Origin of the sequence: Citricoccus sp. I39-566 (assembly GCF_031432995.1) — a bacterium.
GTDB classification, from domain to species: Bacteria; Actinomycetota; Actinomycetes; order Actinomycetales; family Micrococcaceae; genus Citricoccus; species Citricoccus nitrophenolicus_A.
Window position 1 is genome coordinate 1571942 of sequence record NZ_CP133842.1, and the last position, 12617, is coordinate 1584558.

At 68.8% G+C, this 12617-nt stretch carries 13 protein-coding genes; 9 read left to right on the forward strand and 4 right to left on the reverse strand.

The features are described from left to right. Positions 1 to 374 precede the first annotated feature (374 nt). The gene (locus RE421_RS07280) at positions 375 to 1514 is read left to right on the forward strand and encodes a glutathione-independent formaldehyde dehydrogenase (RefSeq protein WP_309816594.1); all 1140 of its coding nucleotides are present in this window, start codon (positions 375 to 377) and stop codon (positions 1512 to 1514) included. A gap of 147 nt (positions 1515 to 1661) precedes the next feature. Further along, positions 1662 to 2825, forward strand: coding sequence for a hypothetical protein (locus RE421_RS07285; RefSeq protein WP_309816602.1), 1164 nt, complete (start codon positions 1662 to 1664; stop codon positions 2823 to 2825). A 195-nt stretch (positions 2826 to 3020) separates the two neighbouring features. On the opposite strand, the gene RE421_RS07290 is transcribed toward RE421_RS07285, so the two are convergent. Continuing rightward, entirely contained in the window at positions 3021 to 4172 is a 1152-nt protein-coding gene (locus RE421_RS07290) for an ISAs1 family transposase (protein ID WP_309816606.1), read from the reverse strand. A gap of 36 nt (positions 4173 to 4208) precedes the next feature. On the opposite strand from RE421_RS07290, the gene RE421_RS07295 reads away from it, so the two are divergent. After that, positions 4209 to 4583: a hypothetical protein gene (locus RE421_RS07295; protein WP_301473280.1), complete on the forward strand. Its 375-nt coding sequence runs from the start codon at positions 4209 to 4211 to the stop codon at positions 4581 to 4583. 187 nt (positions 4584 to 4770) lie between these two features. After that, positions 4771 to 5175, forward strand: coding sequence for a hypothetical protein (locus tag RE421_RS07300; protein ID WP_309816609.1), 405 nt, complete (start codon positions 4771 to 4773; stop codon positions 5173 to 5175). A gap of 246 nt (positions 5176 to 5421) precedes the next feature. Here the strand turns inward: RE421_RS07300 and RE421_RS07305 are convergent, their stop codons facing one another. Beyond that, positions 5422 to 5733: a hypothetical protein gene (locus RE421_RS07305; protein ID WP_309816612.1), complete on the reverse strand. Its 312-nt coding sequence runs from the start codon at positions 5731 to 5733 to the stop codon at positions 5422 to 5424. Continuing rightward, positions 5730 to 6038: an AbrB/MazE/SpoVT family DNA-binding domain-containing protein gene (locus RE421_RS07310; protein ID WP_309816615.1), complete on the reverse strand. Its 309-nt coding sequence runs from the start codon at positions 6036 to 6038 to the stop codon at positions 5730 to 5732. The genes RE421_RS07305 and RE421_RS07310 overlap by 4 nt, the downstream gene beginning before the upstream one ends. Positions 6039 to 6116: 78 nt before the next feature. On the opposite strand from RE421_RS07310, the gene RE421_RS07315 reads away from it, so the two are divergent. Together RE421_RS07315 and RE421_RS07320 are read left to right on the forward strand one after the other, a co-directional pair. Continuing rightward, positions 6117 to 7124 carry a TatD family hydrolase gene (locus RE421_RS07315; protein ID WP_309816618.1) on the forward strand — a complete coding sequence of 336 codons (1008 nt, stop codon included), beginning with the start codon at positions 6117 to 6119 and terminating at the stop codon, positions 7122 to 7124. Between the two features lie 186 nt (positions 7125 to 7310). Then, the gene (locus RE421_RS07320) at positions 7311 to 8300 is read left to right on the forward strand and encodes a transglycosylase family protein (RefSeq protein ID WP_309816621.1); all 990 of its coding nucleotides are present in this window, start codon (positions 7311 to 7313) and stop codon (positions 8298 to 8300) included. A 13-nt stretch (positions 8301 to 8313) separates the two neighbouring features. On the opposite strand, the gene RE421_RS07325 is transcribed toward RE421_RS07320, so the two are convergent. Further along, positions 8314 to 9273, reverse strand: coding sequence for an IS481 family transposase (locus RE421_RS07325; RefSeq protein WP_309816623.1), 960 nt, complete (start codon positions 9271 to 9273; stop codon positions 8314 to 8316). A gap of 223 nt (positions 9274 to 9496) precedes the next feature. Between RE421_RS07325 and rsmA the strand changes: the two genes are divergently transcribed. Genes rsmA through RE421_RS07340 form a run of 3 tightly spaced genes read left to right on the forward strand, consistent with a single transcriptional unit; the run spans position 9497 to position 12536 of the window. Next, positions 9497 to 10411, forward strand: a complete 915-nt coding sequence (gene rsmA / locus RE421_RS07330; protein ID WP_396134615.1) for a 16S rRNA (adenine(1518)-N(6)/adenine(1519)-N(6))-dimethyltransferase RsmA — start codon at positions 9497 to 9499, stop codon at positions 10409 to 10411. Beyond that, entirely contained in the window at positions 10408 to 11376 is a 969-nt protein-coding gene (locus RE421_RS07335; RefSeq protein WP_309816627.1) for a 4-(cytidine 5'-diphospho)-2-C-methyl-D-erythritol kinase, read from the forward strand. The genes rsmA and RE421_RS07335 overlap by 4 nt, the downstream gene beginning before the upstream one ends. 2 nt (positions 11377 to 11378) lie before the next feature. Further along, complete coding sequence (locus RE421_RS07340; protein WP_309816630.1) at positions 11379 to 12536, forward strand: ROK family transcriptional regulator; 1158 nt, start codon at positions 11379 to 11381, stop codon at positions 12534 to 12536. Positions 12537 to 12617: the final 81 nt, after the last annotated feature.

Consider the following 12617-nt stretch of genomic DNA (forward strand, 5'->3'; position numbering starts at 1 on the left):
TCACCGGATGGGTCTTGTGGGACACGGTCCCGTGGTGTTCTCGTATCTACTGGTCAGAGATGGAGGTGACCGTTGGGGGTTCCCCATACGGGCGCGGACTGTCGTCACCGTATGCCGAGGTGGTAGTTATTCGGGGGCAGTCCACGAGAGTCCTCATTGGCCGGGGCACCCACCCTTGTTAGCCGGATTGCGGTGGTGGAGGATGGGGCTGGGCCCCGATCGCGATTGCTCATCGAACGACCTCGGAAGGTCTTGGAGAAAACTCCACGTCATGTGGTTGATGTCCGCGATCAGCTCGGTCGCGACTTCTGGCGGGGCCGGGCGGTACGGCGCTTAGAACTGACCTGGCCACAAGTTCCCATCAGGAGATCATCATGGAGGCACTTGTTTACAACGGGCCCCACGACGTGGCGGTCGCTGACGTTGCCGATGCGCGTATTGAGCAACCCAACGATGTCCTGGTCAAGGTTACTGCGACCAACATCTGCGGCTCGGATCTGCACATGTACGAGGGCCGCACCGACTTCGAGGAAGGCCGCGTCTTCGGCCACGAGAACGTCGGCGAGGTCATCGAGGTTGGAGCCGGGATCGATAAGGTCGCGGTCGGGGACATGGTCTCGGTGCCGTTCAACGTCTCCTGCGGACACTGCCGGAACTGTGAGCACGGGCTGACTAGCTACTGTCTAGCCGCCAACGTGGAGGGCATGGCCGGCGGCGCATACGGGTTCGCCGACATGGGCGGCTGGATCGGCGGCCAGGCCGAGTACCTGCGCGTGCCGTGGGGCGACTTCCAGTGCTTGCGCCTGCCCGAGGACGCCCGCGAGAAGCAGAACGACTATGTGATGCTCTCCGACATCTTCCCCACAGGCTGGCACGCCGTGGAGATGTCGGGCCTGAAGGCGGGCGAATCCATAGTCATCTACGGCGCTGGCCCGGTCGGGCTGATGGCCGCCCTCTCCGCGAGCGTGAAGGGGGCGCTGAAGGTGATGGTCGTGGACCGCCATCCCGACCGGCTGCGCTTGGCCGAGCAGGTCGGGGCGATCGCGATCGATGATTCCAAGGGTGACCCGGTCGAACAGGTCATGGAGCACACCAAGGGCGTCGGTGCTGACCGTGGGGCCGAGTGCGTCGGTTACCAGGCCCACGATCCCCAGGGCAACGAGGACAACGCGGCGACCCTGAATAAGCTGGTCCCCTCAGTGCGATTCACTGGCGGGATCGGCACCGTCGGGGTGTTCATCCCCGAGGACCCAGGCGCCCCAGATGAGCTGGCCCAGCAGGGCAAGGCCCGCTTCGATTTCGGTAACTTCTGGTTCAAGGGCCAGCAGACGGGCAACGGGCAGGCCCCGGTCAAGCGCTACAACCGCCACCTGCGCGACCTGATCGCCGCCGAGAAGGTCACTCCCTCCTGGATCGTGTCCCACAACCTGCCCCTGGCGGAAGCACCGAAGGCCTACGAGCACTTCGACGCCCGCGAAGACGGCTGGACCAAAGTCGTGCTCAACCCCGCCTAAACCGGACCCATAATCGGGTGTCGGTGGGCCGATGCCGGGACCCCCACGGGGTGTAGAGGTAGACCAGAAGTGTGGGGAGTGTTATGAACACACACCACCTCGACATAACCCCGACGGCCCACATTCAGCAGCGGAAGGAGCGGACCGGTGACGACACAGCAGAGCCACACGCAGACCCCCGGGCGGGAGGTGGTGATCGGCGTGGTCGCCGATCCGGTGGCTACCCCGCTAAAGGTCGCGCAGCAACTCGAACAGGAACTACCAGGACTACTGGCCGAGCAGTTGCCGGATCGCCAGTGGAGAGTCGAGGTGCACCGTGAGCGGTTGCCTCCCAGCGACATGCAGCACTTCGAGATGATGAACCTCGCAACGGAGCACAAGCGGCAATGCGGCTGGGACTTCGCGGTGTGCGTCACCGATCTCCCGCTGGCCATCGACCGGCAGCCTGTCGTCGCTGATGCCAGTAGCAGTCGAAACGTCGCGGTGGTCTCACTGCCGGCCTTCGGCGCGATGGCATTGCGACGTCGAGTCCTGGGAGTGGTGGCACAGCTCATCGTGGACCTGCGCGGCGAGACAACCCCAGAGGAGGGCTCTGAGGAACATCGCCGATCCCGTCTGGGCGCACTGGGTGGGGCCTTCCGGCGGGTCACACCCGATCAAGACGGCATCGACCTGCGTATCCTCGCGAGTCGGGGTCGGCTGCGGCTGCTCATCGGAATGGTCCGGGATAACCAACCGTGGCGGCTGGTGTCGGGTCTGCGGGGGGCGCTGGTGGGAGCGTTCGCGTTCAGCGCTTTCTATTTGATCAACGCCACCCTGTGGGAACTCGCGATCACCATGGCGGTGTGGCAACTGGTCGCCGTGGCGCTCGCCTCGATCACCGTGATGCTCACATGGCTCATCGTCTATCATCACCTGTGGGAACGGGTGAGGAATCTACCGGCATATCAACGTGAGCAAGCGGTCCTTTTCAATGCTTCAACCGTGATAACCCTCGCCATCGGGCTGACGTGTGGCTACCTGGGGCTCTTCGTCCTCAACCTGATCGCCGCGCTCATCGTCTTCACCCCTGAAGTCTTCAGCCAGTACGCCGGACCTGAATACGGACTCGGAGAACACCTCCTCGTCGCCCTGTTAACGACCGCCGCCGCAACCGTCGCAGGCGCCATCGGCTCAGGCTTCGAAAGCGAAGAGTCGGTCCACGAGGCCGCTTACAGCTACCGCGAACGAGCACGCCGCGAAGCGCTGCGACGCTCACGAGAAGCCAAGGAAGATGATGAGACGTTGGACGAGACCACGCGCGAAGGATAATCGACTCAGCGAAGAGATCGACCAGGCCCTAAGACGAGGAAGGAAGCTGTGCAGCACGCGCCTCGTCCCCCGAGAATGCATGGACTTTCGGATCGCAGCAGAACAGAAAGCTGGGAGGGGGCCAGGGGCGTGGATATGACCAACATGCCTAGAGTGCGCGATCTGCTCTCCCCAATCGGCAGGGCTCCGGCAAAGTCATGTGAGGCCGAGAATGGTCAGTGGTCGGTGATAGTCGCGGGCTGCCCAGCGGAGGGCGGCGGCGATGTTGGTGTGACCAGCCAGGCGGAAGGCGCTGATGGCCAGGTTGCGCAGGCTGGCCATGACCTGGGGCGCAGCACCGGTGCGGACCTGGGAGCGGTCCTCGTCGTAGGTGACATCGCGGACCCAGTGGACTCGGTTCTCGATCTCCCAGTGCCCCCGCACCAGCGCGCCGAGCCGAGCCGGGCCGGCCTGGGCGGGCGCCAGGCTGGTGATGCAGTAGGCGGTCTCCTTCCGGATGCGCTGGCCGTCCAGGCCGCCGGTGTCACGGCGGATCCGGAAGACCTGCGCGGCATGGGGGAAGTCGATCCCGTCGCCGTCGGTGACCGGCATGGTCCGGGTGGTGCGCTGCTCGGTGCGTCCGTGACCACGCTCGGAACTGACGTCCTCGGCGGCGAAGGCGCGGGCCGGTCCGGATAGCGCCTGCTGGCAGGCGGCGAACAGGGTCGGCTGGTTGGCCTTGACGGTCAGCACGTAGTCGGCGCGCTGTGCCGTGACCAGGTCCTCGGCCGTGGCGCGCTGCGTGTGCAGGGCGTCCGCGGTGATCACCTTTCCGGTCAGGTCCACGCCCGCGAGCAGCGGGGCGAGCTCGGTGATCTCGTTGGTCTTGGCCGCCACGTCGCGCTGGGCGATCACGACACCGGCGTCGTGGACGACCGCGGAGAGCAGATGGGCCTGCTCGCCGTCGGCGTCGCGGGCGCCGCGGAGCGTCTTGCCGTCGACCGCGATCGCCTCCAGATCCTCGCGCACGGTGAGGTGCTCGGCGAGCCAGTCGCTGATCACCTCATCGAGCACGGCGGCATCGAAGGCTTGCAGCGTGCGCCGCAGTGTCGTCTCGTGCGGGGCGACATGGCGGCCGCGACCGAGGTGCCAGCGCGCGCCGAGGGTTGCCAGGATCCTTTGGGGCGCATCGGCTGCCCATTCCCCGATCGTGGTCAACGAGCGAGCACCGCAGGTCACCGCCGCCGCGGCGATCGCCAGAATCGCCGAGACCCGGTGCCGGACACCGCGGCGACGGCGGGGGTCAGGCAGCTCGGCGAACCGAGAACGCAGGTCAGCCAGCGACTGGACACAACGCGCAACGGGCATGGCAGAGTGGGACGACAACGAGGCTCCTGGAAAGACGTGGATCTTGGTCGATCACTCGTCCTACAGGAATCTCGTTCTATCTCAGCGCACCGACACGCCGACACCACCAGTCACGACTTTGCCGGGGCCCTGAACTACGGGCTCCTCTCCGGCACGCCAATTCACGGCAGTTGGGAATTTCCATCGCATGTGGAACTGAAGTATTTTCACCTGCGCCAGGATGCTCATAACAGCGACCCCGTGCAGTTCGCTCAGCGTTTTGAAGAAGTCTTCCGGCTCGTTGCGTCAGGTTTGCTGGCCACGACACCCGCCGCAAAATTTCCGCTCTCGCAGATCCGGGATGCTCTCGCTTGGAACTCAGCGAACCGCGGAAAAGTGCTCCTGGAAAGCAATGCCGAAGCGCCCCGGTAGAGGATCCCTCTGCGGCACGCCAGCCCACGGGATAACGAAGGGCTCCTGGCGTCACCGGAAGTCGTTCCCTGTTCGGACCCCTCCACAAGATGGCCAAGCTCATGACCAGTCCGCCGTTCCGTAGATAAAAACCCGCTGTTGAGACCAGCCCTGTTTCACTTGGGCGGTCTCGTCCTACAGTGTGGCAATGACCCAGCATGAGACGCCTGTGGGCGAAGCCGAGGGTCGGCCAGTTAAGAAGGGCCATTGGGAACGAATGATCGATTCGGGCTGGATATCGGTCATTGGCTTGCCGGTGGGGATCCTATCCGTCCTGATAAGTCGGGACGTCCTCACCGGGGCGATCATCGGTGGCGCCCTGAGCCTCGCCCTCACTGGCATCGTCCTATGGGCGCGCAACAAGCAGCGCCGCCAGCGGTTGACGTTCGTGGCCGCCAAGGACCGCAGCTTCGAGTGCTGGGTTCGCTATCCCGACGCGCGCCTGGATTCCCTCAATCACCGTTGGGCGTATGGGACCTCCACGGTGGAGGCGGGCACATTCACGTTCCAGCCCCTCGCGGGCCCGGACGGCCAGCCGGTGGGCCGCTCCTGAGTCTTCACCAATCTTGCCAGTCTTGGAAAGCGAAAGATTTCCGCCTCGGAGCGTCACGGGGCGAACCGATCCTGGCAGGGTCTCGCATGGAGCACCGATCAGGGCGTCATCGATCTCTTGTGTCCGGCGGAGGCAGAGTCGGTCCTGGCGGACGTGGGTTCCTGACCGCGGCACTGAGGGATCTCGGTGACGAGCATTCAAGTGCACTGAAGTTGTGTCACTCGGCGATCGCCAATCGGTCAGGGCCTATGGCTTCTTGAAGACATCGTGATCGCCGACTCGACGCCACCGGCAGCGCAACTCACCATCCACACTGACCAGCTCGAAGGTCGCACGTCCGTCTGGGCTGGCGAACGACCAGGTCATCTCCAAGACGCCCGGAGCAGACCGCACGGACTTGACGCGCAACGAGGCAGGCCACGGGGTGCTCGGATCCTTGGCGTAGGTATCGCACGCCGGCGCGAACTTCTCTCGGACGACGGATTTGAACGCGATGGCATGCTCGCGCTTGAGCCGCCGGTAGTCTCCGTCGAACGCCGGGGTGGTCTCGAACTTCACTCGGCTTCGAGCTGGTCGAGGTGGCCGAGGAAATCCTCGTTCGACTCGTGAACTGTTACGCGGCCGGCAGTGATGTGCTCGTCGACCTCGCGTTCACGCCCCTGCCATCGTTCGGTCCAGAACCAGCGCTGATCAGCTGGCACGGGCAGGGCGGCTCGCAACTCGATGACGCCGTCGGCGCGCTCGGTCATCTCCAGTTGAGCGCCCGGTTGGTCCAGGTGCAGCCGGCGTCGGACGTCGGCTGGCAAGGCGATCGTGCCCCGGCCCTGGACGCCGAGGTATCGGTGCTCCATCGAGGATGTCATGAGCACAGTTTACGCCGCAAAGCAGTAGAACGGTAAAACGGCATAGAAGCGTTGAGCGGGTATGCCAGCATGGAGTCCATGGCCTCTGAAGCATCCGCATCGTCCGCCGCTCCCAAGCCTGCCGTCCCCGAGGCCTACCGGCCGGTGCTCGCCGTCGAGCAGCCCGCCGAACCGGGCGCCGATGCAGGCGCGCCGGACGGCCCGGGGGGTGGCCGTCGTCGGGAACCGACGGAGGAGAAGTCCCAGCGCAAACGGCGCCTGGAGTACCCGCCGGCCCCCGAGCCGCTGGGGGTGCCTGTGGTGGACAACCACACGCACCTGGACTTCCGGGACGGACTGGTGGCGGTCAACGTGCACCAGGCCATGGACGCGGCCGAGGCCGTGGGCGTGGTCGGCGCCATCCAGGTGGGCTGTGACGTGGAGTCGGCCCGGTTCACCATCGAGGCGATCGAGGCAGAGCCCCGGCTGCTGGGCGCCGTGGCCATCCACCCCAACGACGCCGCCCGGCTGGCCGAGCGGGGACACCTGGACGCCGCGCTGGCCGAGATCGAGACCCTGGCCGCGCATCCGCGCGTGCGGGCCGTGGGCGAGACGGGCCTGGACTACTACCGGACCGGGACCGAGGGGGTGGACGACCAGCAGGAGGCCTTCCGCTGGCACCTTCAGCTGGCCCACCGGCTCGGCAAGGCCGTGCAAATCCACGACCGCGACGCCCACGAAAACGTGGTGCGCATCCTGCTCGACACCCCGGACCTGCCGGACCGCGTGGTCTTCCACTGCTTTTCCGGGGACGTCGAGCTGGCCCGGATCTGCAACGAGCACGGCTGGTACATGTCCTTCGCCGGCCCCGTGACGTTCAAGGCGAACGAGGCGCTGCGCGGCGCACTGGCGGAGGCCCGCGAGGACCTGATCCTGGTGGAGACCGACGCCCCCTTCTTGACCCCGCACCCCTGGCGCGGCCGGCCCAACGCCCCCTACCTGGTGCCGCTGACCCTGCGCGGCATGGCCGAGACCCGCGGGGTGGAGGCCGACGTCCTCGCCGCCGCTGTGGCGAACAACACGCGCCGGGTCTACGGCGACTTCTGACCAGCGCGTTCTCTCCGGAGGGGAAGTCTGGTCGGGGGCATCCGACGCGCCGGACCGTGATCAATTTGAGATCTTCGTTATCCTGCCGTTACAGTTGACCCTCAACTGGCCGGATCGGGCCACTCAGTGCGCCTGTGCCATCGGCCCTGAATCCCCGTGCCCGGAGATGACGACGTCTGGAACACCATGGCACGAGAGAAGAAGAACCGCCTGGCCCGAGGGATCGCCCAGATCCTGGCGCTGGCCCTCGTCCTCGGCGGGCTGGTGGCCTTCGTGGTCACCCAGCGCGGGGCCGAGGCCACCGCCTCCGCACAGCAAGCCGGCGACGTCGCCGCCGATGAGACCTCCGGCCCGGGCTCCGACCTCGAGAGCTCCGTCCTCCAGCTGGAGCGGGCCTCCCAGGTGACCGTGGACCTGCCGAAGGTCGTCACCGTGACCTCCGGTCCGTACACCCGGTCCTTCGCCACCCAGGCCGTGAACATCGAGCAGGCGCTGCGCGAGGGCGGGGTGCAGTTCGACGACGACGACACGATCACCCCGGCCCGCGACACCCCGATCACCGAGGACGTGGACGTGACCGTCCAGCGCGTGGACACCACCACCGAGACCACCACGGAGTCCCTGCCGTTCGAGACCGTCGAGGTGGAGGACGAGGACCTGGCCGAGGGCAGGACCACCGTCCTGGCCGAGGGCCGGGCCGGCGAGCAGGCCACCACCTGGACCGTCATCACCGTGGACGGCGAGGAGACCGATCGCGAGGCCACCGCCACCGAGACCGTACGCGAGCCGGTGCAGCGCCGCCTCGCCGTGGGCACCCAGGAGCCCGAGCCGGCCCCGGCGCCCGCGCCGAGCCGCAGCACCACCGAGTCCAGCTCGGAGTCCTCCTCCTCTGCGTCGGCCTCCTCCGCATCCCAGGCGACCGCCCCCACCTCCGGCGCGTGGCAGGCCCTGGCGCAGTGCGAGTCCGGCGGGAACTGGTCCATCAACACCGGCAACGGCTACTACGGCGGCCTGCAGTTCTCGGCCTCCTCCTGGGCCGGCGCCGGCGGCACCCAATACGCGCCGCTGCCGCACCATGCCACCCCGGCCGAGCAGATCGCCACCGCCGAGGTGCTGCGCGCCAACGGCGGCTGGGGCCACTGGCCCGCCTGCTCCGCGCAACTCGGCCTGCGCTAGGTGTACTCAGCCATTACGTTGGTGACAGTCGGTTGGTCGGTGGGTGTCCGCCGAGTGCGCTGTGGCTGCGTTCAGTGTTGTAGTACTTGAGCCAGGGGGCAAGGGCGGCTTGGCGTTCGTTGTTGCTGGTGAAGACCTTGCGGTAGGCCCATTCGGTGGCCAGGGTGCGGTTGAAGCGCTCGACCTTGCCGTTCTGCCAGGGGCAGTGTGGCTTGATGAACTTCTGCACTGCGCCGAGTTTCACGCAGGCCTGGTGGAACGCCGTTGATTTCCGGTAGGCGAACGCGTTGTCGGTGATCACTCGCTCGATGCGGGTGATGCCCTGGTCCGCGAAGTAGGCCGCGGCCCGGATGAGAAACCCGGCGCAGGTGCTACCTTGCTCGTTGGGCAGGACCTCCGAATAGGCCAGCCGTGAGTGGTCGTCGACCATCGAGTGGACGTAGTCGTAGCCGATGCCTCGGCCCCGGACTTGTTCGCTTCGCCTGTGGGCCCGCCAGCCCCCTCCGTCCGGGATCTTGCCGAGCTTCTTGACGTCGACGTGCACCAGTTCCTCGGGGTGGGCCCGTTCATAGCGCACGGCGGTGACCTTCGAAGACCGGATGACGTCTCCGGTCAGCGGGTCGCACCGGTCCAGCGGCGGGATCTGGCGGCGGGTGAGGATCCGGGAGATCGTCCGGGCTGGCACCCCGGTCAACGGGGCCAGCACGGCTGGGCCGGCCCGGTGCTGCCTGCGAGCAGCCACGACCCGTTCTTCGGCCCAGGCGGTGGTCTTGGTCGGCATCGTGTGCGGGCGCGATGACCGGTCGGCCAGCCCGGTCTCGCCCTCGGCGGCGTACCGGCCGATCCACTTGTAGACACACTGGCGGGAGACTCCCATCGCCGCGGCGATATGCGGGGGCCTGATCCTGTCCTGGTGGCGTTGGACGATCAATCGGCGGCCATGAACGGTCAGCCGGGTATTGCGGTGGGACACGGGAGCCTCCTGTGTGTTGGTGCAGCCTTCGACAAGCCACACCTCACCGGGAGGCTCTCCTCACGTCAACCCCGAACTGTCACCAACCTCATGGCCGGGTACACCTAGGCCCCGCCACCAGGCTTGACGCCGGGAGCACGCCGCCGGCACGCAGGACGGAACCGCAGCGCTTATCCCCAAGGGCCTGCCTTGGCGGGCCCTTGGCGTCCGGCCTCACCGTAGGATGGAGCGCGTGACCGCACCCGAGAACCCCCTGCTCTCCGCCGCTGACATCCGGCGGCTGGCCTCGGAACTGGACCTGCGGCCCACCAAGACCCTGGGCCAGAACTTCGTGATCGACCCCAACACCATCCGGCGGATCACCGCCGCCTCCGGGACCGGGGCGGAGGAGCACGTCCTGGAGATCGGACCCGGGCTGGGGTCGTTGACCCTCGGCCTGCTGGACGCCGCCGCGGCCGTGACCGCCGTCGAGATCGACCCCGTCCCCGCCGGCCGGCTGGCCCGCACCGCCGAGGAGTTCCGTCCGGGGGCGGCGGAGCGGCTCTCGGTGGTGCTGGCGGACGCGATGCAGGTGACCGCCGCCGAACTCGACGCCCTGCGGCCCGAGGCCGCCCCCGGCCCGCCCACGGCTCTGGTGGCCAACCTGCCCTACAACGTGGCCGTGCCCGTGCTGCTGCACCTGCTCGCCGAGCTGCCCACGCTGACGCACGGCCTCGTCATGGTCCAGGAGGAGGTCGCCGACCGGCTGGCGGCACCCCCGGGGTCCAAGACCTACGGGGTGCCCTCCGCCAAGGGCGCCTGGTACGCCGCGGTGCGCAAGGCCGGCACCATCGGCAAGAACGTGTTCTGGCCGGCCCCCAAGATCCAGTCCGGGCTCGTGGCCTTCACCCGGCGCCAGCCGCCCGAGACCACCGCGAGCCGCCAGGAGGTCTTCGCCGCGGTGGACGCCGCCTTCGCCCAGCGGCGCAAGACCCTGCGGGCCGCCCTGGCCGGGTGGGCCGGTTCCCCGGCCGCGGCCGAGGCCGCCCTGAGGGCGGCCGGCGTGGACCCCCGCGCCCGCGGCGAGGTGCTCGGGATCGAGGACTTCGCCCGCATCGCCGCGCACCGGCCCGCACCCACCGAAGGAACCTCTCAGTGAGCCAACCCGCCCCCTCCACCACCCGGCTGTTCAGCCACGTCACGGCGCAGGCCCCCGGGAAGGTCAACCTCTCGCTGCGGGTGGGGACGCCCCGGGCGGACGGCTACCACCCGGTGGCCAGCGTCTACCTGGCCGTCTCGCTGTTGGAGGAGGTGACCGCCACGCCCCGCCAGGACGGCGAGGTCACCGTGTCCCTCTCCGAGCACTCCAGCGCCTTCGTGGACCCGGCGGTGATCCCGGCGGACTCGTCCAACCTGGCCGTCCGGGCCGCCCTGCGCCTGCGTGAGCACCTCGGCCTGGACCCGCAGACCCACGGCGTGCACCTGGAGATCACCAAGCAGGTCCCCGTGGCCGGCGGCATGGGCGGCGGCTCCGCGGATGCCGCCGCCGCGCTGCTGGCCTGCGCCTCCCTCTGGGAGGCGGGCCTGTCCCGCCAGGCGCTGGCCGAGATCGCGGCGCCGCTGGGCGCGGACGTGCCCTTCTCGGTGATGGGTGGGGCCGCCGTCGGGCTCGGGGTGGGCGATGAGCTCACGCCACTGCTGGCCCGTCATCCCGTCTACCTGGTCCTGATCCCGGCCACCACGGGGCTGTCCACCCCGGAGGTCTACGCCCTGCTGGACCGGCTGCGGGACGAGGGGGCGCTGCCGGTGCCCGAGCGGGACCCCGAGGTGGACCGGGAGCTCGTGCAGGCCCTGACCACCGGCAACGCCGAGGAGCTGGCCCTGCTGGTGGCCAACGACCTGCAGGTGCCGGCCGCCACCCTGGTGCCCGAGCTCTCCGAGATGCTGGACCTCGGCCTCGAGGAGGGCGCGCTGTCCGGCCAGGTCTCCGGCTCCGGGCCCACCGTGATGTTCCTGGCCCGCTCCGCGGAGGAGTCGTTCCAGCTCGCGGCGCGGATCGAGGACCGCACGGGGGTGGCCGCCGTGGCCGTCCACGGGCCCGTCCACGGGGCCAGGGTGCTGTAGCCATGACCACGGCAGGCGTCGGGCGCGGCAATCGCGGGCGCGTGCTCGCGGCGCTGCGCGAACGCCAGCCGGCGAGCCGGGCCGAGCTCGCCGCCGAGACAGGTCTGAGCGTGGCCACCGTCGCCCGCATCGCCCACACCCTGACCGCAGCCGGCCTGCTCGTCGAGGAGACCGCCGTCGGGGACGGCGGCGGGCGGCCCCTCGGCCGCCTGCGCATCGACGACAACGCCGCCGAGGTGCTCGCCGTCGACGTGGCCGACCATCACACCACGCTCGCCTTCCTGGACCTCGGACACACGGTCCGCTGGCAGCGGCGCCTCGACGCGGGGCAGGGGCTCAGCGCCGACGAACGACTGCAGCACACCCTCGCCGCGATCCGCGAGGCCTGGCGGAGCGCGGGACGCCGGCGGGCGGTGGCGATCGGGGTGTCCATCCCCGGCCCCGTGCAGGCCGACGGCACCATCGACTTCGCCCCCTCGCTGCACTGGCACGGTGTGCCGCTGGGCAGCCTGCTCCGGGGCAGCTTCGGCGTGCCCGTCTCCGTGGACAACGACGCCAACCTCATCGCCGTGGCCGAACACGCCGCCGGCACGCGCAGTGGGGCCTCGAGCCTGGTGGCCCTGGCGGTCTTCGAGGGGATCGGCGCCGGCATCATCCAGTCGGGCACGCTCTGGGAGGGCGCGCACGGCGTCGGCGGGCAGATCGGGCGCATGCTCCTCGGCGGGGACTCGATCGACCGGTTCTACGTGGACTTCGGGGATCTGGAGTCCCAGCTCGGCAGCGTGGGGCTCGAGCGCCGGCTGCACGAGGCCGGCATCGACCTCGGTGGACAGGCCGAGGTGTTCGCCGCGCTGTTCGCCCACCTCGACGGCGAGGACCCGCGCCTCCGCGGCTTCGCCGAGCGGGTCCTCGACGAGTTTGCCGCCGCCCTCGCGAACGTCTGCGCCCTGCTCGACCCCGAGGCGATCGTGCTCGGCGGCCGGTTCGCCCCGCTCGCCGCCCGGCTCGTCCCGGAGCTCGAGCGGCGCCTCACCGGGCGGGTGCTCCACGTCCCCGCCCTGCTGGCGACCTCCACGCCCGTGGAGGGCACCCTGCTCGGCGCGGCCGTGCGCGCCTTCGCCGCCTACGGCCCGATCGAACAGCTGCTCGACGAGTCCTGAGCACGGATCGGCGATACCCCCTTCTCTCGCGGCCCCCGGTGTAATACTCTCTGTCCACGACTTATTCGCAGTCTGCGAGAA

Coding starts and splice junctions, on each gene's coding strand:
- RE421_RS07280 (WP_309816594.1), top strand. CDS start 375: ATGGAGGCACTTGTTTACAACGGGCCCCACGACGTGGCGGTCGCTGAC.
- RE421_RS07290 (WP_309816606.1), bottom strand. CDS start 4,172: ATGCCCGTTGCGCGTTGTGTCCAGTCGCTGGCTGACCTGCGTTCTCGG.
- RE421_RS07300 (WP_309816609.1), top strand. CDS start 4,771: ATGACCCAGCATGAGACGCCTGTGGGCGAAGCCGAGGGTCGGCCAGTT.
- RE421_RS07310 (WP_309816615.1), bottom strand. CDS start 6,038: ATGACATCCTCGATGGAGCACCGATACCTCGGCGTCCAGGGCCGGGGC.
- RE421_RS07315 (WP_309816618.1), top strand. CDS start 6,117: ATGGCCTCTGAAGCATCCGCATCGTCCGCCGCTCCCAAGCCTGCCGTC.
- RE421_RS07320 (WP_309816621.1), top strand. CDS start 7,311: ATGGCACGAGAGAAGAAGAACCGCCTGGCCCGAGGGATCGCCCAGATC.
- rsmA (WP_396134615.1), top strand. CDS start 9,497: ATGGAGCGCGTGACCGCACCCGAGAACCCCCTGCTCTCCGCCGCTGAC.
- RE421_RS07340 (WP_309816630.1), top strand. CDS start 11,379: ATGACCACGGCAGGCGTCGGGCGCGGCAATCGCGGGCGCGTGCTCGCG.